This is a genomic window from Sphingosinicellaceae bacterium (assembly GCA_019285715.1).
In the GTDB taxonomy this organism is placed as follows: domain Bacteria; phylum Pseudomonadota; class Alphaproteobacteria; order Sphingomonadales; family Sphingomonadaceae; genus Glacieibacterium.
Map to the genome: position 1 here is coordinate 665,724 of CP079108.1, position 22,388 is coordinate 688,111.

General features: G+C 70.8%; 13 protein-coding genes and 1 riboswitch. Of the genes, 4 read left to right on the plus strand and 9 right to left on the minus strand.

Annotated elements, in window-relative coordinates; translation table 11 throughout:
- Positions 1 to 109: 109 nt before the first annotated feature.
- The 5 genes from KX816_03230 to KX816_03250 all read right to left on the minus strand — a co-directional run bounded on the left by KX816_03230 (position 110) and on the right by KX816_03250 (position 7,861).
- Positions 110 to 862 (minus strand): ABC transporter ATP-binding protein, encoded by a 753-nt coding sequence (locus KX816_03230; GenBank protein QXQ07082.1) that lies wholly within the window; start codon positions 860 to 862, stop codon positions 110 to 112.
- Complete coding sequence (locus KX816_03235; protein QXQ07083.1) at positions 859 to 1,839, minus strand: iron ABC transporter permease; 981 nt, start codon at positions 1,837 to 1,839, stop codon at positions 859 to 861. Before KX816_03235 ends, KX816_03230 begins: the two co-directional genes overlap by 4 nt.
- Positions 1,836 to 2,639 (minus strand): ABC transporter substrate-binding protein, encoded by an 804-nt coding sequence (locus KX816_03240; GenBank protein QXQ07084.1) that lies wholly within the window; start codon positions 2,637 to 2,639, stop codon positions 1,836 to 1,838. Before KX816_03240 ends, KX816_03235 begins: the two co-directional genes overlap by 4 nt.
- Positions 2,639 to 4,576, minus strand: coding sequence for a TonB-dependent receptor (locus KX816_03245; GenBank protein ID QXQ07085.1), 1,938 nt, complete (start codon positions 4,574 to 4,576; stop codon positions 2,639 to 2,641). Before KX816_03245 ends, KX816_03240 begins: the two co-directional genes overlap by 1 nt.
- Positions 4,577 to 4,742: 166 nt before the next feature.
- Positions 4,743 to 4,959, minus strand: a riboswitch (cobalamin riboswitch).
- A gap of 61 nt (positions 4,960 to 5,020) precedes the next feature.
- Entirely contained in the window at positions 5,021 to 7,861 is a 2,841-nt protein-coding gene (locus KX816_03250; GenBank protein QXQ07086.1) for an insulinase family protein, read from the minus strand.
- A gap of 241 nt (positions 7,862 to 8,102) precedes the next feature.
- Between KX816_03250 and zwf the strand changes: the two genes are divergently transcribed.
- From zwf to glk, 4 genes are read left to right on the plus strand one after another with little or no spacing between them, the layout of a single operon-like run.
- Complete coding sequence (gene zwf / locus KX816_03255; protein ID QXQ08375.1) at positions 8,103 to 9,500, plus strand: glucose-6-phosphate dehydrogenase; 1,398 nt, start codon at positions 8,103 to 8,105, stop codon at positions 9,498 to 9,500.
- Entirely contained in the window at positions 9,493 to 10,104 is a 612-nt protein-coding gene (locus tag KX816_03260; GenBank protein ID QXQ07087.1) for a 6-phosphogluconolactonase, read from the plus strand. Before zwf ends, KX816_03260 begins: the two co-directional genes overlap by 8 nt.
- On the plus strand, positions 10,105 to 11,925 hold the full coding sequence (edd, locus tag KX816_03265; GenBank protein ID QXQ07088.1) for a phosphogluconate dehydratase: 1,821 nt from the start codon (positions 10,105 to 10,107) through the stop codon (positions 11,923 to 11,925). It abuts the gene before it with no gap.
- On the plus strand, positions 11,925 to 12,899 hold the full coding sequence (gene glk, locus KX816_03270) for a glucokinase (GenBank protein QXQ07089.1): 975 nt from the start codon (positions 11,925 to 11,927) through the stop codon (positions 12,897 to 12,899). Before edd ends, glk begins: the two co-directional genes overlap by 1 nt.
- A gap of 196 nt (positions 12,900 to 13,095) precedes the next feature.
- Here the strand turns inward: glk and KX816_03275 are convergent, their stop codons facing one another.
- The 4 genes from KX816_03275 to KX816_03290 form a co-directional block, all read right to left on the minus strand.
- A complete protein-coding gene (locus KX816_03275; GenBank protein ID QXQ07090.1) occupies positions 13,096 to 15,177 on the minus strand; it encodes a TonB-dependent receptor in 2,082 nt (693 codons plus the stop codon).
- A gap of 79 nt (positions 15,178 to 15,256) precedes the next feature.
- Positions 15,257 to 16,204: an acetoacetate decarboxylase family protein gene (locus tag KX816_03280; GenBank protein QXQ07091.1), complete on the minus strand. Its 948-nt coding sequence runs from the start codon at positions 16,202 to 16,204 to the stop codon at positions 15,257 to 15,259.
- A gap of 1 nt (position 16,205) precedes the next feature.
- Entirely contained in the window at positions 16,206 to 20,216 is a 4,011-nt protein-coding gene (locus KX816_03285; protein QXQ07092.1) for an AAA family ATPase, read from the minus strand.
- A gap of 5 nt (positions 20,217 to 20,221) precedes the next feature.
- Entirely contained in the window at positions 20,222 to 22,369 is a 2,148-nt protein-coding gene (locus KX816_03290; GenBank protein QXQ07093.1) for an NAD(P)-binding protein, read from the minus strand.
- Positions 22,370 to 22,388 lie beyond the last annotated feature (19 nt).

Consider the following 22,388-nt stretch of genomic DNA (forward strand, 5'->3'; position numbering starts at 1 on the left):
TTCCCGGGCTTGACCCGGGACCCAGCTTACTCAGAGGACCGGATGCGGGGTTAGCTGGGTCCCGGCGTTCGCCGGGATGACGAAAACATCAGGCGTGTCGTCGCGTGACTCAGCCGAAGCGTACGGTGCCGTCCCGGACGTGCGCCTCGACCTCGTAGAGCGCCCCGAGCACGGTGTCGTCGAACACTGCGGCTACGGTCCCGGCGGCGGCGATCCGCCCGCCTTTGAGCGCGATCACCCGGTCGGCGACGCGTAGCGCGAGGTCGAGGTCGTGGACCGCCATGACGACCGTCCGCCCGGCATCGGCGCGCGCGCGCAGGGCCGACGCGGCGGCAAGGGCGTGGCGGGGGTCGAGGCCGGCGGTCGGCTCGTCGACGATCAGCAATTCGGGGTCGCCGACGGTGGCGCGGGCGAGCATGGCGCGGGCGAGTTCGCCGCCCGACAATGCGGTGGCAGGGCGGTCGCGGAGGGCGAGCAGGTCGTGCGCGGCAAGCGCCGCCTCGATGCGCGGCTGCAGGTTTGCGGGCAGTCCGCCGAACGCCGGAAGTGATGGCGTCAGCCCGAGCGCGACGACCCGCTCGACGCTGATCGGCCAGTCAACGCGAGGGTTCTGGGGCAGATAGGCGCGCCGACTGGCGAGGTCGCGGCGGCCCATGTCGGTGAGCGCAACGCCGCCGAGGGTGACGCTCCCGGCGGCGGGCACGAGCAACCCTGCGGCGACCGCGAGCAAGGTACTCTTGCCCGCACCGTTGGGGCCGATGACCGCGGTCAGCATCTTCTCCTGGAACAGCGCGTCGACGGTATCGAGCACCAGCCGCCCGCTGCGGCGGACGCAGATGCCGCTGAGCATCAGCGCGCTCACGGCGAGGTCCGGCGCAGGTGCAGGACGAGCCAAAGGAAGAATGGCGCGCCGATCATGCTGATGAAGACGCCGAGCTTGATCTCCGGGGGCACCCGGTCGAGGCGGACCGCGATGTCGGCGAGGGTGACGATGATCGCGCCCGCGAGCGTCGCCGGGAGCAGCGCGTGGCCGGGCCGGTGGCCGACGAGCGGTCGTACCAGATGCGGCGCGACCAACCCGACGAAGCCGATCGCACCGGTCACCGCGGTCGCAGCGCCGACGCCGAGCGCGGTGCCGAACAACGCCAGCCACCGCGTGCGGCGGACGTCGATGCCGAGGCTCTCGGCCTGTGCCTCGCCGAGCGCCAGCGCATCGAGCGAGCGCCCGGTGACGAACAGCAGCGCCGCGCCCGCGAGGATGAAAGGGCCGGCGAGGCGGACATGGTCCCAGCTGCGGTCGGCCAGTGAGCCGAGCAGCCAGGTCGTGATCTCGTAGGCGGCATAAGGGTTGGGCGCGAGGTTTAGCGCCAGTGCGACGCCTGCGGACGCGATCGACGACACCGCCGCTCCCGCGAGGATCAGCGTCGCGGTGCCCCCGCCGCGCGACAGGGCCAGCGCCGTCCCGGCGGTGACCAGCGCGCCGATGAGGCCGCAGATCGGGGCGGCGAGGCTGAGCGTGCCCGACAGGCCGTAATAGATCGCGATAACCGCGCCGAGCGATGCGCCCGACGACACGCCGAGCAGGCCGGGTTCAGCGAGCGGGTTGCGCAGCAGGCCCTGCAAGACCGCGCCCGACAGCCCGAGGATACCGCCGACGAGGACGCCGAGGACGGCGCGCGGCAGGCGGACCTCGGTGACGATCAGCCCGGCGAGGCTGGCGTGGTCGCGGAGGCCGGCGAGGACTTCGGCGGGGGTCAGCCAGACCTGGCCGGCGAGCAGGGACGCCAGCACGGCGACGGCGAGGACTGCGGACAGGGCGGGGACGAGCCAGCGGGTCATGGGTGAACCGCGGCGTTGAGATCCGCGCGCAGCTTGAGCGCGGCATCCGCCGTGTAAGGGGTCCCGCACATCGTCGCGGTGGCGGGCACAATCACCGTGCGCCCGCTCCACAGGCGGCGGATCAGCGGGTGATCGCGGTCGCCGCGCGGCGTGTCGCGCTCGGCCCGGCCGCCGCGGACAAGCAGCGCCGGCGCGACCGCGAGCAGGGTCTCGACATCGGGCGAGCCGACCCCCGGCTCGGCGGCAACATTGCGCGCGCCCGCCGCGCCGAGCACCGTGTCGTAGAGCGATCCACGCGCCGCCGCGAAGCCTGCGCTGTCCCACGCCGCGACCCGCACCGGCGGGCCGGGTGTTGCCGCAAGCGCTGTGATGCCGGCGTCCAGGTGCGCGACCAGCGCCTCCCCGCGCGCCTCCGCTCCGACTGCCGTGGCGACCTGCCGGATTTGCGACCGGATCGCGGCGAAGCTGTCCGCCGAGCCGAGTTCGAGCATCGGCAGCCCGAGCTTGCGGACCAACGCGCGCGTCGCCGGGGTAGTGTAGACGCCGGCAATAACGAGGCCGGGCCGCTCTCGCAGCACCTCCTCGGCGCTGCCGTAGTTGACCGGCACGCGACTCGCTGCCGCCGCCATCTGCGACATCGCCGGATCACGCGACAGCCAGCTTACCGAGGCGATGCGCCCAGGCGGCAGCAGCGCCAGCACGAGCTGGTCGGCGCACTGGTTGATCGACATCACCCGTCCCTGCGCCCCCGCCGCTGCCGGAGCGGCGACGACGAGGGCCAGGGCGAGCAAGCGTCGCATCAGAAGCTGAGCCGCACTCCCCCATAGGCACCGCGCCCGGGCGAGACGAAGCTGAACACCTCCTGGTACTTTTCGTCGAGCAGGTTCTCGACGCGGCCGAAGACCTCGATGGTCTTGGTCAGCTTGTAGGAGGCAGCGAGGTTGAGCAGCACATAGTCCTTCAAGACGACGTTGACCGGCACGAACGACGGGTCGGTGAAGGCGACGTCGCGCTGGTCGCCGTTGTAGCGCGCGGTCAGCGTTCCGGAGAAGCGCTCGTCCTTGCTGAACACGGTGAAATTGGCGCTGCCGATGTCGTTCGGACGCCGGACCTCGACCGCGCCGTCCTCGCGGGCGTGGAGGTGGGTGTAGCTCAGGTCGATCCGCAGCTGCTGGATCGGGCGGGCGGACGCGAACACCTCGACGCCGTGCTGCTTCGACAGCGTGTCGCGGTTGCCCGGCGTCGCGATATAGTCCGGCGCCGGGTAGGTGGTGAAGATCTCGTCGGTCAGCTTGCTGCGGAAGTAGGTGACACCGAGCGTTGCCTTGCCGTCGATCAGCGACTGCTCGACGCCGGCCTCCCAGCCCTTTGACTTCTCGGGCTTGAGGTTCGGGTTGCCGATGTAGCGGCCGTCGGAGAAGCCGTAGAGCTCGAAGTAGCCCGGATTTTTGACGCCGGTGCCATAGGCGGCGCGGAAACGCGTGCCGGTGTCGAGCTTGTAGCTGCCCTGGACGCGGAAGGTCGTGGCGTCGGCGAAGCGCGTGTTGAAGTCGTGGCGGACCGACGCGCCGACCGCGAGCCGGTCGTCGACGACGAGGTCGTAGACCCCGACCAGCCCGACATTGTCGGTGTGACGCTTGCCGGTGAAGGTGAACGGGTTCTCCGGGGAGGAGTTGCGGAACTCCTCGCGCTCGACGTCGACCGCACCGGTGACGCGCTGCTTGACGCGGTCGCTGTCGAACCGGATCGCGCTCTCGAAGCTGCCCTTGTAGCGGGTGCCGTGGTCGCCGAAATCCAGGCCGGCGGCGGTGTAGTTGCTGCGCTTGGTGTCCGCGACCTGGCCCGACAGGACGTTGGTCCAGCGCCCGTCGAGCAGGCTCAGTTCGCCGCGCACCAGCCCGTACAGCGAGCGCGCGGTGTAATAGGTGCCGGGGCTGTCGATGATCGTGCCGAAGCGCGGGCTGCTTGGGTCGTTCTCGGTGTTGTTGAGGTCGGCGTCGGTCCAGCTGTAGCGCGCGACGCCGGTCAGCTTGAAGATCTCGCTCGGCGTCCACGTCAATTTGCCCGACGCGCCGACCTGGTCGGAGCCGAGATCGCGACTGCCACCGACCGCCGTGGGCGTGCCGTCGGTGTGGTATGTCGAGGAGGTCAGGACGTAGTCGAGTGGGCCGCTGACGCCGGCAACGCGCGCGCCGCCGCTTACCGTGCCGAACGAGCCGCCCTCGAGGCGTGCGCTGATGCCGGGCTGCTCGGCTCCGGTCAGGGTGATGTACTGGATGACGCCGCCGATCGCGTCGGAGCCGTACAGCGAGGACTGCTGGCCGCGCAGCACCTCGATCTTGGCGGCCTCGTCGGCGATCAGCGTGCCGAAGTCGAACTCGCCGGAGTACGGGTCGGAGGCCTTGATGCCGTCGATCAGGACGAGGACGTGGTTGCCCTCGGTGCCGCGCAACCGGACCTGGGTCAGGCCGCCGACGCCCCCGGAGCGGTTCACCGCGACGCCGGGCACGTCGCGGAGGATGTCCGACACCTGCCGGGTCTGGCGCTCGTCGAGCGCGGCGGCATCGAGCACGGTGACCGAGGCCCCGAGCTGGTCGACGCGGACAGCGTCGCCCGAGCGGCTGGCGGTGACGACGATGGTCTCGCCGCTGGCATCGGTGGTGGGCAGGGAGGGGTTGCTTTGCGCCAGCACGGGGGCGGCGGTGGCGAGCAGAGTCAGGGTTAGCAGCGAGCGCATGGTCGGTCCTCGGGCGTCGTGAGCGACGAGGCCGGGACTTCCGCGCGAACGGCCGGAGCGCGGGCGGCGGACACCTCGGGCGTCGCCACGCGAACCGGTGCGGCCCCAGCCGCAGGTTCGTCGCTCAGACGGAAGACCGTGCCACGGCCAATCCCTGGGCCAAGGCAAGAGCGACCGGTGCGCTGGCAGGTCTCCTGGCTCGCGGGTCATGGCACGATGCACGCCTTCCCAGGACGTGAGTCCCAGTGGCTGGCCCGGAGGGGCCGTGTGCAGCGCGCTCGCCGCTTACAGTTGCAGGGACAGCCGCGGATTTGGGGCCGAAACCCCGCACCGCATTCCCTTTTAAGCCCTCTTGCGAGGGCACCGGCGCGATCACGAGGGCGTTGCTTGCGCCGCGCCCTCGTGGGTTCCGTTAGCGGGGGAGGGTGGGAATGTCCACGGCGATCACCGCACCTCGATCGGCAGACCGAGCTTCTTAAGCTGCGGCTCGACCGTCGCGCGGTCGCCGACGACGACCCAGGTGATCGGCACGCTCGTCAGCGGCGCGGCGGCGGCGTTGACCGCGGCCGGGGTCATAGCGCGGTAGCGGCCCGACAGGGTGGTGTAGAAGTCGTCGCTGCGGCCGAGCAACGCGTTGCGCTCGAGCGCTGCCAGCACGGAGGTGCCCGCTTCGAAGTCGCCGGGTAGCGAGCGGATGCTGTTCGCGGTGGCGTTGCCGAGCTCGGCGGCGTCGATGGGCTTGGTCTTGAGGCCCTGCAGGTCGGCGGTCATCGCGGCGATCGAGTCGCCGGTGCGGTCGCTCTGGACCGGCGCGACCACCTGGAACGCGAGCTGCTCGCGGGCGTCGCCGACCGCGGTGCCGACGCCGTAGGCCCAGCCCTTGGTCTCGCGGATGTCGGTGTTGAGGCGCGAGGTCGACAGGCCGCCGACGATGTCGTTGGCGACGCGCAGGTCGAGCGGATCGTCGGTGCCCTTGAGCGGCAGCACGAAGCCGCCGCGGATCACCGACTGGGGCGAGCCCGGACGGTCGATCAGCACGATCCGCGACGACGTGGGCGGCGTCGCGGTGGCGAAGGTCTTGACGACGCGCGGCTGCTTCGGGGCCTGCCAGTCGCCGAAACGGGCGTCGAGGAGCGGCTTCAGTTCGGCCATGGTGACGTCCCCGACGACGAAGAACTCGCCGGTGTCGGGCCGAATGGTACGAACTTGTGCCATAATCAGGTCATTGCGGGTTATCGCCTTGAGGCCGGCCTCGGTGCCGGAGCCGAGGCTGGCGTAGGGATGGGTCGGTCCGTAGATCAGGCCGGGCAGCGTGCGCCGGCTTAAGCTGTTGGGATCGCTCAGTTCTTGCGCCAGTCCGGCGATTGCCTGGGCGCGGACACGCTCGATTTCGGCGGCCGGGAACGCCGGGCGCCGGGTGACGTCGGCCATCAGGTCGAGCGAGGCGGCGAGGTTGGGCTTGAGCGCGTCGAGCGAAATGCGGGTGCGGTCGAGCCCGGCGGCGGCGTTGACGCGCGCGCCGAGGCGCTCCTCCGCCTTCGAGATCTCCGGGCCGGTCAGCTTGCCCGCGCCCTCGTCGAGCAGCGCCAGCATCAGCGCGGTCGTGCCCGGCTTGGCCGGACCGTCGAGGATCACGTTGTCGGCGGCGAGCCCGGCATCGAACGACAGCATCATGCGGACCACCGGCAACTCCGCGCGGCGGACCAGAGTGACCTTCATGCCGTTGGCGAGCGTCGCGCGCTCGACCGGCGGAAAGACGAGGTCGGGCAGGCCCTTGACGGCCGGCAGGACCGAACGGTCGACCCCGGCCTGGGTCGAGGCGGCGCGGACCGGCGGTGCGGTGACGCCCTTGGGAGCGTCCTCGCTGCCCTCGACCGCCTTGGCGACGTCGCGCGGCTCGCGGGTTCCGGGCAGCATGGTGATGCGGTGGTCGCCGGTCGCCAGCCAGCGGCGGGCAGCCGCGCCGACGCTCGCGGGCGTCGCATCGGCATAGCGCGCCAGCTCGGTGCGGTAGTAGTTCGGGTCGCCGGCGTAGACCGCGCCCTCGGCCAGCGCGACGGCCTTGCCGCCGAAGCCGCCGACAGCCTCCAGCGAGCGGATCGTGCCCGACACGGCGCGGGTGGCGACGCGCTGGACCTCGTCCGCCGTCGGGCCGTTTTTCCGGAACTCGGCGAACAGCTGGTCGATGCGCGCGTCGACGACCTTGGGATCGACACCGGGCGCGACATCGACGTCGAACTGCGCCCAGCTGACCTTCTCGAACGCCTGCACGCCGCCGCTGACGCCGACCGCGAGGCGCTTGTCGCGGACCAGATCCTGGTACAGCCGCGAGGTGTCGCCGCCCGCCAGCACCGTCGCCGCGACGTCGACCAGCGGGGTCACGGCGTCGGTGCGCCCGGGCAGGACATAGACGCGGGTCAGGCGCGGAAGCGGGATCGCGTCGTGCATCGTCTCACGCGTCGTCACCGGGCGTGGCGGCACCGGGGCCGCGAAGCGCCGCGGCTCGGGACCACGCGGGATGTCGCCGAAATATTTCTCGATCAACGGCTTGGCGGTGGCGACGTCGGTGTCGCCGGCGAGCACGAGGACCGCGTTGTTGGGGCCGTAGTTGGCGCGGAACCAGTTCTTGACGTCCTCCAGGCTGGCGGCGTCGAGGTCGGCCATGCTGCCGATGGTGTCGTGGCGGTACGGGTGGCCGGGCGGGAAGATGCCCTCCAGCAGCGCATATTCGAGCAGCCCCATCGGCTGGTTGTCGCCCTGCCGCTTCTCGTTCTTGACGACGGCGCGCTGGGCATCGAGCTTCTTCTGGTCGATCGCGCCGAGCAGGTGGCCCATGCGGTCGGACTCGAGGAACAGCGCCAGGTCGAGCGCCGGCGTCGGCACGTTCTCGAAATAATTGGTGCGGTCGAACCACGTCGTGCCGTTGGAATCGGTGGCGCCGTTCTCCTCGAGCTTCTTGAAGAAGACGTCGTTGTTGTGCTCCGAGCCGTAGAACATCAGGTGCTCGTAGAGGTGCGCGAAGCCGGTCTTGCTGGCCGGCTCGTCCTTGGAGCCGATGTGGTACCAGACGCTGACCGCGACCACCGGGGTCTTGCGGTCGGTGTGGATGATGACGCGCAGGCCGTTGGCGAGGGTGAATTCCTCGTGCGGAATTTCGACCTGCCGGACCAGCGCTGCGGTCGGGGCCGGCGCGGTCGCTGTCACGGTTGGAGCCGGCGGCGCGGCGGTGACCGCACTCGATGCAAGCAGCGCGGCAACGAGGGTCGCGCCCGGACGAATTCGCATGAAAAAGGTCTCGGTAATCAGGGGATGGCGCGTTCTAGAGCAGGATCGTCCTGCACTGAACCTGAATTGTCGTCGCGGGTCGCTGGAGCCGGTCGTCGGGGCCGGTACGGTCTTGCCAGCGCCGCCCCCGGGGGCCAAGTACCGGGCGGCAGCGTACCATGCCCCATTCTGACCCAACTCCGGAGATTCGACCGTGAAGTCGCTGCTGCTGTTCGGTGCGACCGGTGACCTGGCGCGGCGCATGCTGCTGCCGTCGCTGTTCGGCCTCGATGCGGACGGCCTGCTGCCCGACGACCTGCGCATCGTCGCGACGGCGCGCAGCAAGCACGACAGCGACGGTTATCGCGGCGTCGCCGCCGAGGCACTCGCGACCTACGTCGACAAGGCGCGGCAGGACCCGGCGCAGGTCGAGCGCTTCCTTGCCCGATTGAGCTATGTCGCGCTCGATGCCAGCGACCCGCAGGCGTTCGGGGCGCTCGCGGAGGCGGTCGGCGACGGTGCCGACAATCTGTCGATCTACCTGTCGACCGCGCCGTCGCTGTTCGGCGCGACCATCGCCGGGCTGGTCGCCTCGGGGCTCGCGCGGCCGACCACCCGCCTCGCGCTGGAGAAGCCGCTCGGCCATGATCTCGCCTCCAGCCGCGCCATCAACGACCAGGCCGCCGCCGCCTTCGACGAGAGCCAGACTTTCCGCATCGACCACTACCTTGGCAAGGAAACGGTGCAGAACCTGCTGGCGCTGCGCTTCGGCAACATCCTGTTCGAGCCGTTGTGGAACAAGGGCGGCATCGACCACGTCCAGATCACCGTTTCGGAAACCGTCGGCGTCGAGGGCCGGGGTGACTATTACGACGGCATGGGCGCGCTCCGCGACATGGTCCAGAACCACATGCTGCAGCTGGTCGCGCTGGTCGCGATGGAAGCGCCGGGCCGGCTCGACGCCGCCAGTGTCCGCGACGAGAAGGTCAAGGTGCTGCGCTCGCTGCGCCCGATCGACCGCAAGACCGTGGAGGCGTGCAGCGTCATCGGACAGTACGGTGCGGGGGCCAGCGTCGGCCAGCCGGTGCCGGGCTATGCCGAGGAACTCGGCCATGCGTCCGGCACCGAGACCTTCGTCGCGCTCAAGGCGCACATCGACAACTGGCGGTGGAAGGACGTGCCGTTCTACCTGAGAACCGGCAAGCGACTGCCGTCGCGGACGTCGGAGATCGTCATCCAGTTCAAGCCGGTGCCGCACTCGATCTTCGACGAGCGCGGGGCCGACCTCAAGGCGAACAAGTTGCTGATCCTGCTCCAGCCCGAGGAGAATATCCGGCTGACGATCATGGCCAAGCAACCCGGCCTCGACCGCGACGGGCTGCACCTGCGCGAAGTGCCGCTCGACATCGAGATGGCCAATGCCTTTGCCGACGTGCGGCGGCGGATCGCCTATGAGCGGCTGCTGCTCGACCTGCTGGCGGGCGACCCTACCCTGTTCGTGCGGCGCGACGAGGTCGAGGCGCAATGGACCTGGATCGATGCGATCCGCGACGGCTGGGCCAAGGCCGGGATGACGCCCAAGACCTACGGCGCCGGTAGCTGGGGGCCGAGCGCGGCGATCGCGCTGACCGAGCGCGACGGAGTCAGCTGGCATGACTAAGCTTACCTGGGCCCCGGACGGCGGCGACGCTGCGGTGGCGGATGCGCTGGCGGCGGTGGTCGCCGCGCCGGGTCGCAAGATCCTCGCCTTCCCGGGCGGCGCCACCCCCAAGGCGATCTTCGCGCGGCTCGCGGCGCGCGACCTGCCGTGGGACAGCGTCACTTTGTGGCCGACCGACGACCGGCTGGTGCCGCCGTCGCACCGGGCCAGCAACATCGGCGGGCTGGCGAAGGCGTTCGGCGGGGCGGGCGCGCACCTGCAGCCGCTGGCGCTGGGGCTGGTGCCGCCGCACTTCGATGTCGTCTGGATCGGCATGGGCGCGGACGGGCATGTCGCTTCGCTGTTCCCGAATATCGACCCCGACCCGAAAGCGCCCGCGGGCGTGATCCGCGTCGCGCCGGTGCCGCTGCCCGCCGACGCGCCGTTCGACCGGCTGTCGCTGACCTTTGCCGCGCTGGTCGAGGCGACCTCGATCATCCTGGTGGTGCGGGGCGCCGACAAGCGCGCCCTGCTCGAGGCTGCGGATGCGGGCCAGAACGACCTGCCGATCGCGCGCCTGCTCGCCGTCGCCAAGGCCCCCGTGACCGCTTACTGGAGTCCGTAGATGTCGCTTCATCCGGTTGTCGCCGCCGTCACCGACCGCATCATCGAACGCAGCCGCCCGGGCCGCACCGCCTACCTCGACCTGATCGCGCGCGAGGCTGAGGGCGGCTTGCGCCGGCCGATCCTGAGCTGCGGCAACCTCGCCCACGGCTTCGCGGCCGCCGAGGGCGACAAGGCCGAGATCCGCAGCGGGCGCGCCATGAACATCGGCATCGTCACCGCCTACAACGACATGCTGTCGGCGCATCAGCCGTACGGTCGCTACCCGGAGGCGATGAAGCTGTTCGCGCGCGAGGCCGGCGTGACTGCGCAGGTTGCGGGCGGCGTGCCGGCGATGTGCGACGGCGTCACGCAGGGCCAGGTCGGCATGGAGCTGTCGCTGTTCAGCCGTGACACGATCGCGCTGTCGACGGTGGTGGCGCTGTCGCACGGCATGTTCGAGGGCGCGGCGCTGCTCGGCATCTGCGACAAGATCGTCCCCGGGCTGCTGATCGGCGCACTGCGCTTCGGGCACTTGCCGACGATCCTGATCCCCGCCGGGCCGATGCCGTCGGGCCTGCCCAACAAGGAGAAGGTCCGCGTCCGGCAGCTGTACGCCGAGGGCAAGGTCGGTCGCGCCGAGCTGCTCGATGCCGAGGCGGCGAGCTACCATTCGCCCGGCACCTGCACCTTCTACGGCACCGCCAATTCGAACCAGATGATGATGGAGGTCATGGGCCTCCACATCCCCGGTGCGGCGTTCGTCAACCCGGGCACCAAGCTGCGCACCGAGCTGACCCGCGCCGCGGTCCACCGGCTGGCGGCGATCGGCGCGCACGGCAACGACTACCGGCCGCTCGGGCGCTGCATCGACGAGCGTGCCATCGTCAATGCGGCGGTCGGCCTGCTCGCGACCGGCGGCTCGACCAACCACGCCATCCATTTACCCGCCATAGCGCGCGCGGCGGGCATCGTCATCGACTGGGAGGACCTCGACCGGCTCTCATCGGTGGTGCCCCTGGTGGCGCGAATCTACCCGAACGGCGACGGCGACGTGAACCGCTTCCAGGCGGCGGGCGGCATGGCGTACACGATCCGCACGTTGCTCGACGCCGGCCTGCTCCACGGCGACCTGCTGACGGTGGCGGGCGACAGCCTCGAGGACTATGCCCGCGAACCCGCGATGGCGGGCGACGCCCTGGTCTGGCGCGACTCCCCCACCGAGCCGCTCGATACCGCAATGTTGCGCAGCGCCGTCGCCCCGTTCGCGCCCGACGGCGGCATGCGGCTGGTCGCCGGTAACCTCGGGCGCGCCACCTTCAAGACCAGCGCCGTCGCCCCCGAGCGGCATACCATCGAGGCCCCGGCGCGGGTGTTCTCGGACCAGAACGAAGTCCTTGCGGCGTTCAAGGCGGGCGAGCTCGAGCGCGACGTCGTCGTCGTCGTGCGCTTCCAGGGTCCGCGCGCCAACGGCATGCCCGAACTCCACAAACTGACGCCGCCGCTCGGCGTGCTGCAGGACCGCGGCTTCAAGGTTGCGCTGGTCACCGACGGCCGCATGTCGGGCGCCAGCGGCAAGGTGCCCGCCGCGATCCACGTCAGCCCGGAAGCCGAGATCGGCGGGCCATTGGCACGCGTCCGCGACGGCGACATCATCCGGCTCAGCGCGGACACCGGGCAGCTCGACGTGCTGGTCCCGCCCGGCGAGTGGGCAGCGCGCACCCCCGCGCTGCCGCCGCCGCCACAGCTCGGCACGGGCCGCGAGCTGTTCGCGATGATGCGCCACGGCGCCGACGATGCCGAGCGCGGCGCGTCGGCGATGCTGGCCGCGGCGGGCCTGTAATGGAGATCGTCGCAGCCGACATCGGCGGCACCCACGCGCGCTTCGCCATCGCCGAGATCGACGGCGACAAGGTCGTCGAACTGCGCTCCGAAGTAACGCTCAAGGCCGCCGACTACGCCAGCCTGCAGACCGCGTGGGAAGCCTTCGCCGCGGAACTCGGGCGCCCATTGCCGCGCGCCGCCGCCATCGCCATCGCCGGGCCGGTCACCGGCGAAGTCCTCAAGATGGCCAACAACCCATGGGTCATCCGCCCGTCGCTGATCCACGACAAGCTCGGGGTCGACACCTACACGTTGTGCAACGACTTCGCCGCCGTCGCGCACGCCGTCGCCGCGGTCGGCCCCGACAGCCTGCGCCACCTGTGCGGCCCCGACGCGGCGCTGCCGGACGACGGCGTGATCAGCATCGTCGGCCCCGGCACCGGGCTCGGCGTCGCGCAACTGTTCCGGCGCGAGGGCGGCTATGAGGTCATCCCGACCGAGGGCGGGCACATGGATTTCGCGCCGCTCGACATCATCGAGGACGCGGTGCTCGCCCGCCTCCGCGCCCGCTTCCGCCGGGTCTCCGTCGAGCGCGTCGTCTCGGGGCCGGGCCTGGTCAGCATCCACGAGGCGCTGTCGGCGCTGGAGGGCCGCCCGCTCCAGCAGACCGACGACAAGGCGCTCTGGGCCGCCGGATTGGCGGGCACCGACAGCCTCGCCGCCGCGGCCGTCGACCGCTTCTGCCTCAGCCTCGGCGCGGTCACCGGCGACATCGCACTGGCGCAGGGCGCCACCGCGGTGGTCATCGCCGGTGGCCTCGGCCTGCGCATCGCCGACCATCTGCCGCGCTCCGGTTTCGGCACGCGCTTCGTCGCCAAGGGCCGCTTCGAGAGCCGCATGGCCGCGATGCCAGTCAAGCTGCTGACCTACCCCCAGCCGGGGTTGTACGGCGCGGCGGCGGCGTTCGCGCACGAGCATGGGCTGGCGCGGTAGGCGTGTTTCGCGCGATGATCCTGCGTTGAATCCAGGTTTGTCGTCCCCGCGCAGGCGGGGACCCATGAACTCAAATCTCCGCAGTGATTCCGCAGGCAGTGTTCATGGGTCCCCGCCTGCGCGGGGATGACAACCAAAACCAAGATGGGGCAGACCGGCCAATCGAATCGCCGAGTCCGAGCAACTTCATCCTGCTCTACCGCGCCACCCGCACCCCGATCGTCAGCGTCCGCGGCGTGCCCCGGTCGACGATTCCCGTGGTCGACACCCCCGAGGCGATCAGTGTGTTGGTCAGATTCTCGCCGCGCAGGGTCGCGAACACGCCGCGCGCCAGTGGGACCTCGACCATCGCGTCGAGGGTCGCGGCGTCGCCGAGCAGGCGGACGCCGAGGTCGTCCTCGGTCTGGCCGCTGACGTAGCGCCCGGTCACCGCCGCGCGGAAGCCGGCAGCCGGAGCCCATCCCAGCGTCGCGCTGGCCTGGTGGGTCGGGGTCTGGGCGGGGCGCAGGCCGTCGAGCGCGGCAGCGATGCCGGACGCTTCCACCCGCGCGTGGGTGTAGGCGTAGCTCGCGTCGAGGCGCCAGTCCTTCAATGCCAGGTGCGCCTCCGCCTCGATGCCGCGCGCGACGATGGCGTCGAGGTTCTGGCGCTGGCGGTACAGTCCGCCCGCCGCGACGAAGCCGACCTCCGGAAATACGCCAGGCCCGCTGCCGATGGTGACGTTGCCGATGGCGTTCTCGAGCCGGTTGATGAAACCGGTGACGCCGAAGCGCAGCGTTGCGAGCGGGCGGAAGTCGGCGCCGATCTCGACGCCCTTCAGCCGCTCGGGCTTGAGGTCGGCGTTGCTGCCGGTGGCGTCGGCACCGACGCGGAAGGGGCGATACAGCTCGTTCAGCGTCGGCAGCCGGTAGCTTAGGTAGGCGGCGGTGCGGAGCTTGAGTGCGTCCGTCACGTCGTAGGCGATGCCGCCGCGCCCGGTCGGCTGCCATTTCGTGCGGTTGGCGGGGTGATCGTTGATGGTCGGCTGGAAGGTCTGCGCGTCGACCTCCTCGAGGAAGCCGTCGGCGATGCGCCAGCGGTCGATGCGGCCGCCGGCGGTCAGCGTCAGCCGGTCTAGCGGGGTCGCGCTGGCCTCGGCATAGCCGCCGAAGACGGTGTTGTGGCCGCCGCCCTGCCTGAGCCGGGTGAAGCGGCCGAGCAGGTAGCGCGACTGCTCCTCGGTGCGCCCGACCTCGTTGCGGACGTCGACCCCGAAGCGCAGCTCCAGCCCGTCGCCCGTCGGTGGCCGGACCTCGAGCTTGCCGCCGAGGCCGGTCGCTGGGGTGTTGTACTGGTTGAGCGACGGCGTCGCGACGGTGCGGGTCGGATCGAGCGCAACGACGGTGTTGGAGAAGGTCTGCGACTGCAGATAGGCCAGCGCCTCCCACTTCCAGCTGCCGTCGCCGAGCAGCCGCACGCTGGTACTGGCACCCTTGATGTCGGTCGCGTTGCCTTCGATGCCGCGCACCCGCTTGTCCTGGAAGGCGAGTCCGTTGACGAGCAGCTGGACATCGTCGGTCAAAGGCGCCGCGATGTGGAAGCCGAGACTGCCCTGCCGGTAGCGCGCCGGAATGTCGGCGGGGCCGCGCTGGCCTTCGGGGATGATGATGTAGCCGTCGCCCTGGTCGTAGCGTCCGAACAGCGATGCGCTGCCGGCCCCGAGCTGGGCGCTGGCGACGGCGTTCGCCGACAGGCTGTTGCGGCTGCCGTAGTCGACCTCGCCCTGGAAGTGGGGCAGGGTCGCGGCGTCGGCGCTCTGCAGCTCGATCGTGCCCGCCAGCGCGCCGGTGCCGAACGCGCCCGCTCCGGCACCGCGCGTCACACGGACCGCGCCGAGCCGCTCGGGGGCGATCGCGAACCACGGGATGTAGCCCGCAAACGGATCCGCGACCGGCGCGCCGTCGAGCAGCACCAGCGCGCGGGATGAGGCATTGCCGCCGAGGGCGCGCAGGGTCGCGCCCTGGCTGGTCGGGTTGGCGGTGCGGCTGTCGGTGCGGCGGAACTGCTGGAAGCCGGCGACATCGCGGAGCACGTCCTCGATGCGGTTCGAGGCGGTGCCGGTCAGCCGGTCGTGATCGATGACGACGATGTCGTAGGCGGCGTCACCCTTTGCCGCGGGCAGCCCGGTGACGACGATGTCGGCGCGGTCGGCAGCGGCGGCATCGTCCGCGGCCATTGCGGGTCCGGCAGCCAGCGCGGCGGCGCAGCAGAGCAGGGCGTGGCGCAGCGTGATGTTCATCCGGCAGCGCCTGCCATTCCGGGCCGCCGCCGTCCACGGCACCAAAGGTCGCCCGCGAATTTTGTCGAGGACGTGTGGCTCAGTCGCCCGCGCGCCAGACCTCGGCCCCGAGCGCGAGGATGAAGTCATAGTCGATCCACACGCCGCGCCCGACATCGTGCCAGCCGGGCGCGATGCCGAGCTCGTCGAGGAACGGCTGGCTGGCGAACGACGTCACCTGCGCGCGGTAGTGATCGTCGGTGAGGCCGGCGCCGCGCAGCGTAACGACCCTCGCCTCGGCCTCGATGATCCCCTGGTAGCAGGCGGTCATCGGGTCGGCGGCGTCGGGGAACTGCTTGAGGAACGCCATGGTCATCGCGCCCATGCCGATCGCGGCCTGCAGCTTCCCGGCGATGCTGGCGAAGCTTTCGGTCAGGCGCTCGCCGACAAGGGCTGCGAAATGCTCGAGCGTGGCGACGACGCCGGGTGCTGCGGGCGGCGCGGCGATCGGCTCGACGCCGATCATCGGGGCCCAGCGGGTGCAGCTCGTGGGCGCGAACGGGTCGAGCACGAAGCCTTCGACCTTGAAGCTGCGCGGCCCGGCGGGGTTGCTGCCGAGCGGGCTGAAATCGCAGCGCGCCATCTGCTTGGGAAAGCCCCAGACCTCGCGCCCGCTCGCCATCGCCGGGCCGTTGTCGACGAACAGATAGACCGGGATCCAGCGGATCGCGAACAGCCCGCCATCGACGCGGTGGGCCATGACCCAGAGCGTGACGTCGATCTCGCTGCTGTAGCCGTGGCCATTCTCGACGCTGTCGACGGCATAGAGCTTGGGGATTTCGGCGAAGCTGAGGAAGACCTTGTCGCCGATCGCCTCGTAGCGGACCTGGCCACCGGACGGCGCATCGAAGGTCTTGTCGAGCAGCGCCTGCACCTTGCCGCGGTCGGCATCGAGGCAAAAGCTGTGCAGCACGACGTTGAGCAGGTGCACCGGGCCGAGCGCATCGATGCGGTTCCCGGTGATCACCAGCGGCGGCAGTACGGCCATCTCAGTCTCCCCTCGTGGTCACCGGTAGCGCCGGCACGCTGACCGCCCCGCAGGCGGCGGCGAGCTCGGCGGCGCGGGCGGCGTCTGCCGACCGGGCGCCCGCGGTCGACGACGGCAGCGTCGCCAGCGCGCCGTGGAGGCGGGCGGCGTCATAGGGCATCGCCATCGACCGCGCTGCGGTCAGCCCTTTGCGCCACATCGCCTCCGCCCGGCGGTGCTTGCCACCGAGCGCCGCAAGTTGCCCGCCGTGCAGCGCCGCGAGCGGGCGCGTGGTGGGGAAGATCGCGGCATAGCGCTTGAGCAATTTCTGCGCGGCAAGAGCGTTCGCGCGGTTGGCAGCACTGCCGTCGTGCGCGAGCAGGCCGTTCATGATCTCGGCGAGCCCGGCGAAGGCATCGCCGCTCGCCATCTGCATCGGGGCGGCCTGCGCCTGCGCGAGCAGCCCGGCGGCGAGCGGCGCGACGTCGTCGATGCGGCCCTGCCTGAGCAGCGCGACGCCGTGCAGGCAATCCGCGATCAGCACCGCCTGCACCTCGGCAATTCGCCCCGCCATGACGTGGCTGCGGTTGAAGCGCGCCTCGGCCTCGTCAAGGTGGCCCTCGTACAGCGCGATGCGGCCCAGTGAGAGCTCGGACCAGTCGATGAACTTGTCGTCGGAACGCGCCACGCCGAGCGCCCCCAGCGCCTCGAAGGTCGTCTTCATGCCGCGGAAATCGCTCGACCATTGCTGCGCGATGCCGATGTTGACGAGGGTCAGCCCCTGGTCGCGGGTGCTCTGGTAGCGCGCGTCGAGACCCTGCGCCTCGCGCGCCAGCTGGTGGACCTCGGCCCAGCGTCCCAGAGACACGGCAAGGAACATCTTGCTGAACAGGATGCGGTAGAGGCCGCGGTAGTTCTGCTTGCGCTCGCAGTCCGCAAGGGCGCGGTTGCCGAGGAAGCGGGCGACGCCTTCGAGACGGCTCAGCCCGGCGACATAGCCGAGCATGCCATAGGGCTCGGCCGAGATCGACAGGTCGCCGCTGGCCTCGGCGCTGCGGGCCGCGAACAACGCGCAGGCCACCGCCGGCAACGTGCCCTGCAGGTTGAAGAAGCAGTCGGACAGGCGCTGGGCAGCCTCGCAGCGCAGGCGGTTGCGGGCGCGGTGGCGGGTCGAGCGGCGGCGGCGCGCATAGAGTGTCGGCAGCGCGATCGTCAGGGTTAGGCCCGCCGCCTCGCGCGCCGCCATCAACGCCCAGCCGAGCTGGTGCTTCGGCTTGCCGCTCCACAATCCGTCGAGGCTGGCGATCGCCGGGGCGACCGCCTTGTGGTGGTCGGACAGCATGATGTGGGCGTTGGAGACGTCGAGATGGAGCTGGGCACGGCGCAACGGTTCGGCGACGGCGCGGTCGGTGTCGTCGGTGGCAATCGCCAGCGCGGTCTCGAAATGTCCGAGCGCGGCGGCATAGGCACCGGCGCGGTTGGCGTCGCTGCCAGCCCGGCGCAGGGGCCGCATCGCGCGCTCGGGGACGCCCGCCCTGATCCAGTGATACGCGATCTGGGCGCTGGCGGCGCGGACCACGACGGCGGGCTGGGCCTCCAGATACTCGACCGCCTTGCGGTGCAGGTCGGTGCGGGTGCGCTCGGGCAACGAGCCGTAGACGATCTCGCCGACCATCGCGTGGCCGAAGCGCCAGACCGGGCGCTCGTCCTGCCAGTCGGCGACCAGCAGCCCCTCGTCGACGAGGCCCGCAAGCTCGCCGTCGAGGGCGTCGGCGGCGACCGGCACTCCAAGCGCGACCAGCATCGCCATGTCGAACTGTCCGCCGATGACGCTCGCCGCCTTGAGGATGCCGAGGCGACCGAACGGCTGCGCGCCGAGCCGAGCGGCGGCGGCATCCTCGATCGTCTGGGGCAGGTCGAGTTCGAGCAGGCGCGCCTCGACGTCGCGCCACGCGCCCGGCGTTGCCAGACCCGCACCGACCAGCTCGGGGGGCAGGGCGCTCAACAGCTCGCGCGAGAACAACGGATTGCCCCGGGCGCGGGCTTGGACCCAGTCGACCAGCGGGTGGAGGTCGTCGATCGGACCGAGTAGCCCGGCGGCAAGCTCGGCGGTCCCGCGCCGATCGAGCGAGTCGATGGTGTAGCGCGCGATGCTGGCGGGCCCGTCGGCGGCAGCGAGCAATTGTGGCGGCGTCTTGAGCGGGGTGCGCCCGACGAGCACGACCCGGACGTTCGGGTGGGCGTCGAGGACGTCGGCGGCAAGCTGCGCGGAGGCATCGTCGAGCCAGTGCGCGTCGTCGATGACGACCAGCCGTCCGCCCGGAGCCAGCAACTCCGCGAGGACCGCGCTCTGCAGGCGGCGGGCGAGGCGGGGCCGCCCCTCCGGGTCGCCGAGCAGACGCTCGTCCGCCTTGCGCGCCGCGTCATGGCCGAACAGCGGGTCGAGCAGCGGTGCCAGCCCGCGGTCCTCGCCGACGGTTTCAAGCACCGATGCCTGCGCCTCGCCGACGCTGACATTGTGGCGGCGGGCCCAGTCACGGAGCAGCGACGCTGCCGGGTTACGCCACGCGAACAGGGGAGTGTGGCCGCTCAGCGGCCCGGCGCGGCAGACCAGCAGGGCATCCCCACGCCGCGCCGCGATGGTCGAGGCGTGCGCCGCCAGCCGCGATTTGCCGACCCCGACCTCGCCCTCCAGCATCAGCAGCCGCGCGCCGGTCGGGGCGTCGAGGAAGGCCTCGATATAGGCAACGTCGCGCTCGCGACCGGCCAGCGGCGTCGTGTCGGACAGGGCCGCGATTTCATGGCGGCGGCGGATGTTGCCGACCCCGAAGATCGCGACGCTGGCGTCGAAGCCCTTGAGTGCGTGGCCCTCGGGCGCGAAGAACTCGAACTGGTCTCCGCCCAGCCGGCGCGTCGCGGTGTCGACCAGAATCTCGTCGCGGCAGGCCTGCATGCAACGCGCCGCGAGGTTGGCGGCACCGCCGTAGATCGTTGTGTAGACCTCCGGATGCGCCCCGCCGATGCCGGCGCGGACCTTGCCCGTGGCGACCCCGATGGCGACATCGACGCCGCGGTCGCCGAGGTGCCGGCGCAGCTCGATGGCGGTGATCAGCGCGCGCGGCGCGGCGTCGGCGATCGGGGTCGGCGGCAGGCCGAAGGCAACGACCGCGGCGATGCCTTTCTCGTCGGCGTGGACGCGGTCGAGCTGGCCGCCGTTGGCGATGGTCGCGGCCTGCACCAGCGCTACGCGGGTGTTGACGTGAGCGGGGGTAGCATCGGCAAGCTCCTCGGCGCGGAACAGGCGGACGAACAGGATCGACGCCGAGCGCAGTTCAGCCGCCCAGGCTGCGGCTCCGTTTTCGGCGACAATCGGCCTCGGGCCACTGAGGGCACGCGCTGTGATCCCCGTCCGCGCGCCAATCAATTCCCAGCTGCCGCCGCGAAGTTGCCGGCCCTCGAACAATCCCTCGAATTGCCCCCAGGCATCACGGTGCACAGCCACCGCCCCGACCGCGGCGTGGGTCGTCGTCACCGCGGCATCGAGCAGTGCCGGGCCCCAGACGAACGGGCTCCAGTCGTCCAGATACCCGCCGATCGGGGCAAGTGTCAGGGTGCCAGCGCCGATGCCGACGCGCGCCGACAGTCGGTCCTCGTGGCCGCCCGTGCGTCCGTCCTGCATCGCCTTCGCGATGTGCGCGGTCATCGCGAGCGCCGCGCGCCCGGCGCTTTCGGCTGCGGCTCCGTCCGCAAACTCGACTGGCCACAGCGCCTGCACCGAGTCCCCGACGACATCGAACACCGTGCCGCCCTCGGCCTCCACCAGCGTCGCGAAGGTTCCGAGCAGCCGGTCCATCAGCCCGGCCAGCCGGTCGGCGGCGCGCGGCCCGTGATCGGCCTCGAGCGCGACCGACAGCGCCGTCGAGCCCGAGACATCGACGACGAGCACGACCGCGTCGATGACCCGCGCCGCGCCGGGTGCGTCGCTGCCCGCGTCTTCGGAGGGATCGCTTGCCGAGGGGGACGCGCTCGGCACCGCGCTCAGCTCGCCAGCGGGACCAGTGTCCCCGCGACAGCCTGCGCGCAGCGGGCACCGCTGATCGCCGCACCCTCCGCGCAGCCGGAGTTGAGGCCGTTCAAGGTCCAGTCTCCCGCGAGAAACAGGTTGGCAAAGCCCGACTGGTTGGCGTCCATGCGGGTGAAGACGCTGTTTGCCGGCGACTGGACGTAGAGGTCCGACGGCGCGGTGTTGGCGCGGATGTACTGGCGCGTCAGCACGTCGCCGGGTGCGCCGGGCGCGGGGTCGTAGATCAGTTTCGGGTCGAGGCCGTAGTGGCTGGTCGGCGAAGTCGCGCGCGGCCAGAAGATCCGACTGCTGGTCGACAGCCAGGTGACGGCGGCGTCGTAAGCCTTCTGGTTGGCTGGCGCGCCGTCCTGCGGTCCTTGGATCTGCCCGCAGAAATAGGCGATGCTCAGCGGCCGCACCTCACCCTTCCAGGTCTCGCGCGACAGCAGGTGCGACATGTCCGACCACGCGCTGTACGGCTGGTCGGAGCCCGCCAGCGTGCGGTTCGAGCCCTTGCACCCCAGGTCGTCCATCGTCCGCGTCATCCACAGCTGCATCGCGCAGGTCCGGGTCAGCGTCAGTGCGCCGAACATCGGCCCCCAGTTGGACTGCGGCAGCCGCGCCGGGAAGCTGGCGCAAACCTGCTTCAGCCCGCCGACCGAGATGCCGAGCACGACGAGGTCGAAGTCGGTGCCGAGCACGAGTCGTGCCGGAACGTCACCGGCACCGGGCAGGCCCATGTGGTCGGCCTCGAAATCGCGGTGCGCGGCCCGAAGCGCCTCGCCGTCCTTCAACTGGGGCCACAGCGGTTCGGCAGGCCAGCCCTCGAGCGGCATGTCGACCGGCCAGCCCGGGATCGGTACCTCGATCAGCGGCTGGTAAGGCGTCGCCGGATCGGCCAGCGCCACCTGCCGGACATAGTCGATCGAGGCGATCTGCGCGGTGTGCGGATCAGGGTTGAGCGCGGTGATGCGGCTGAAGAACTCGAAACTCACGCCGCGTTTCTTCAGCGCGAGGTAAAGCGGCGCGATCACGACGTCGCCCATCGCGCCGCGCATCTTCCAGAAGAAGTGCCCCTTGTAGCCCAGCACCAGCAGCAGGAACGAGTGCAGCGCCGTGCCGGCGGCGAACGTGCGCTTACTGGTGTCGCCGCCGTCGCCGAAGCCGAACACGTAATCGTAGGACGACTGGATCGGCGCCCAGTCGATGAGCTGCTTGGCGCGGGTCTCGGGGTCGCCCCACTCCGGGAAGGCCTTCGCCACTGCCAATGCGTTCTGGTACAGCCAGTCACTGAACTCGTAGATGTCGATCGAGTTGTAGCCCTTGAGGATGACGTCATCGACGGCGACGCCGCGGATTATCGTCTGGACCAGGAACGCCGAAAGCAGGAAGCGCTCGACCGGCACCAGCGCGTTGGTCTTGGTGGTCATGTCGCGGATCGACTTGGCGTGCTCGTTGATCATCTTGATCATCTGGTGGAGGACGATCTCGGTGGTGACCTTGGCGACCTCGTCCTCGACCGCCTGCTCGACGCTCTCGACGGTGCCGGTCAGGAACGCCTTGAAGTGCTGGAACGCGGTGCCGAGTGGCGTCTCGGGCGGGGTCGCCGGGCCAATCGCGGAATGGTGCACGTTGTGCGAGCCGGGCGAATAGTGGATCAGCAGCGCGACGAGGCCGGTGATCATCTCCTCGACCGCAGGCTGCCTGAGGTCGTCGCCGGGAAGTTCGTTATTCGCCGGCATGTTGACGAACCATAGGTCGTTCGGATTGTTCGGGTCGGAATTGTCGACCAGCGTGACCTCGTCCTCGGGGGTGAACGCGTCCCAGACGCCCTGGTTGGGGTGGCCATCGGGGCGGTCGAGCGCATCGTAGGCGCGGCGCAGCAGGTCGAACGCCTGGTAGTAGAAGCCCCCGAAGATGTGCAGGCCGTGCTCGTAGATGCGGTGGCCATAGCCCTCGCGCATGTCGTGGCCGCTGGCGCACTTGCCGCCGAGCCGCCAGCCCTGCTGATAGACCGTGATCTCGTACCTGTCGGCCCAGCCCGGCTGTTCGGTGATGTAGAATGCGGCCGACAGCGCGCCCACGCCGCCGCCGAGCACGGCGATCTTCTGCTTCGTCCCCATGGTGCCCGCCTTGTTGGCC

Bases quoted from the DNA above. Each gene is read 5' to 3' on its own strand.
- KX816_03275 (QXQ07090.1), bottom strand. From the start codon at position 15,177: ATGAACATCACGCTGCGCCACGCCCTGCTCTGCTGCGCCGCCGCGCTG.
- zwf (QXQ08375.1), top strand. From the start codon at position 8,103: ATGCTGCTGCCGTCGCTGTTCGGCCTCGATGCGGACGGCCTGCTGCCC.
- KX816_03240 (QXQ07084.1), bottom strand. From the start codon at position 2,639: ATGCGACGCTTGCTCGCCCTGGCCCTCGTCGTCGCCGCTCCGGCAGCG.
- edd (QXQ07088.1), top strand. From the start codon at position 10,105: ATGTCGCTTCATCCGGTTGTCGCCGCCGTCACCGACCGCATCATCGAA.
- KX816_03245 (QXQ07085.1), bottom strand. From the start codon at position 4,576: ATGCGCTCGCTGCTAACCCTGACTCTGCTCGCCACCGCCGCCCCCGTG.
- KX816_03290 (QXQ07093.1), bottom strand. From the start codon at position 22,369: ATGGGGACGAAGCAGAAGATCGCCGTGCTCGGCGGCGGCGTGGGCGCG.
- glk (QXQ07089.1), top strand. From the start codon at position 11,925: ATGGAGATCGTCGCAGCCGACATCGGCGGCACCCACGCGCGCTTCGCC.
- KX816_03235 (QXQ07083.1), bottom strand. From the start codon at position 1,839: ATGACCCGCTGGCTCGTCCCCGCCCTGTCCGCAGTCCTCGCCGTCGCC.
- KX816_03250 (QXQ07086.1), bottom strand. From the start codon at position 7,861: ATGCGAATTCGTCCGGGCGCGACCCTCGTTGCCGCGCTGCTTGCATCG.
- KX816_03260 (QXQ07087.1), top strand. From the start codon at position 9,493: ATGACTAAGCTTACCTGGGCCCCGGACGGCGGCGACGCTGCGGTGGCG.
- KX816_03280 (QXQ07091.1), bottom strand. From the start codon at position 16,204: ATGGCCGTACTGCCGCCGCTGGTGATCACCGGGAACCGCATCGATGCG.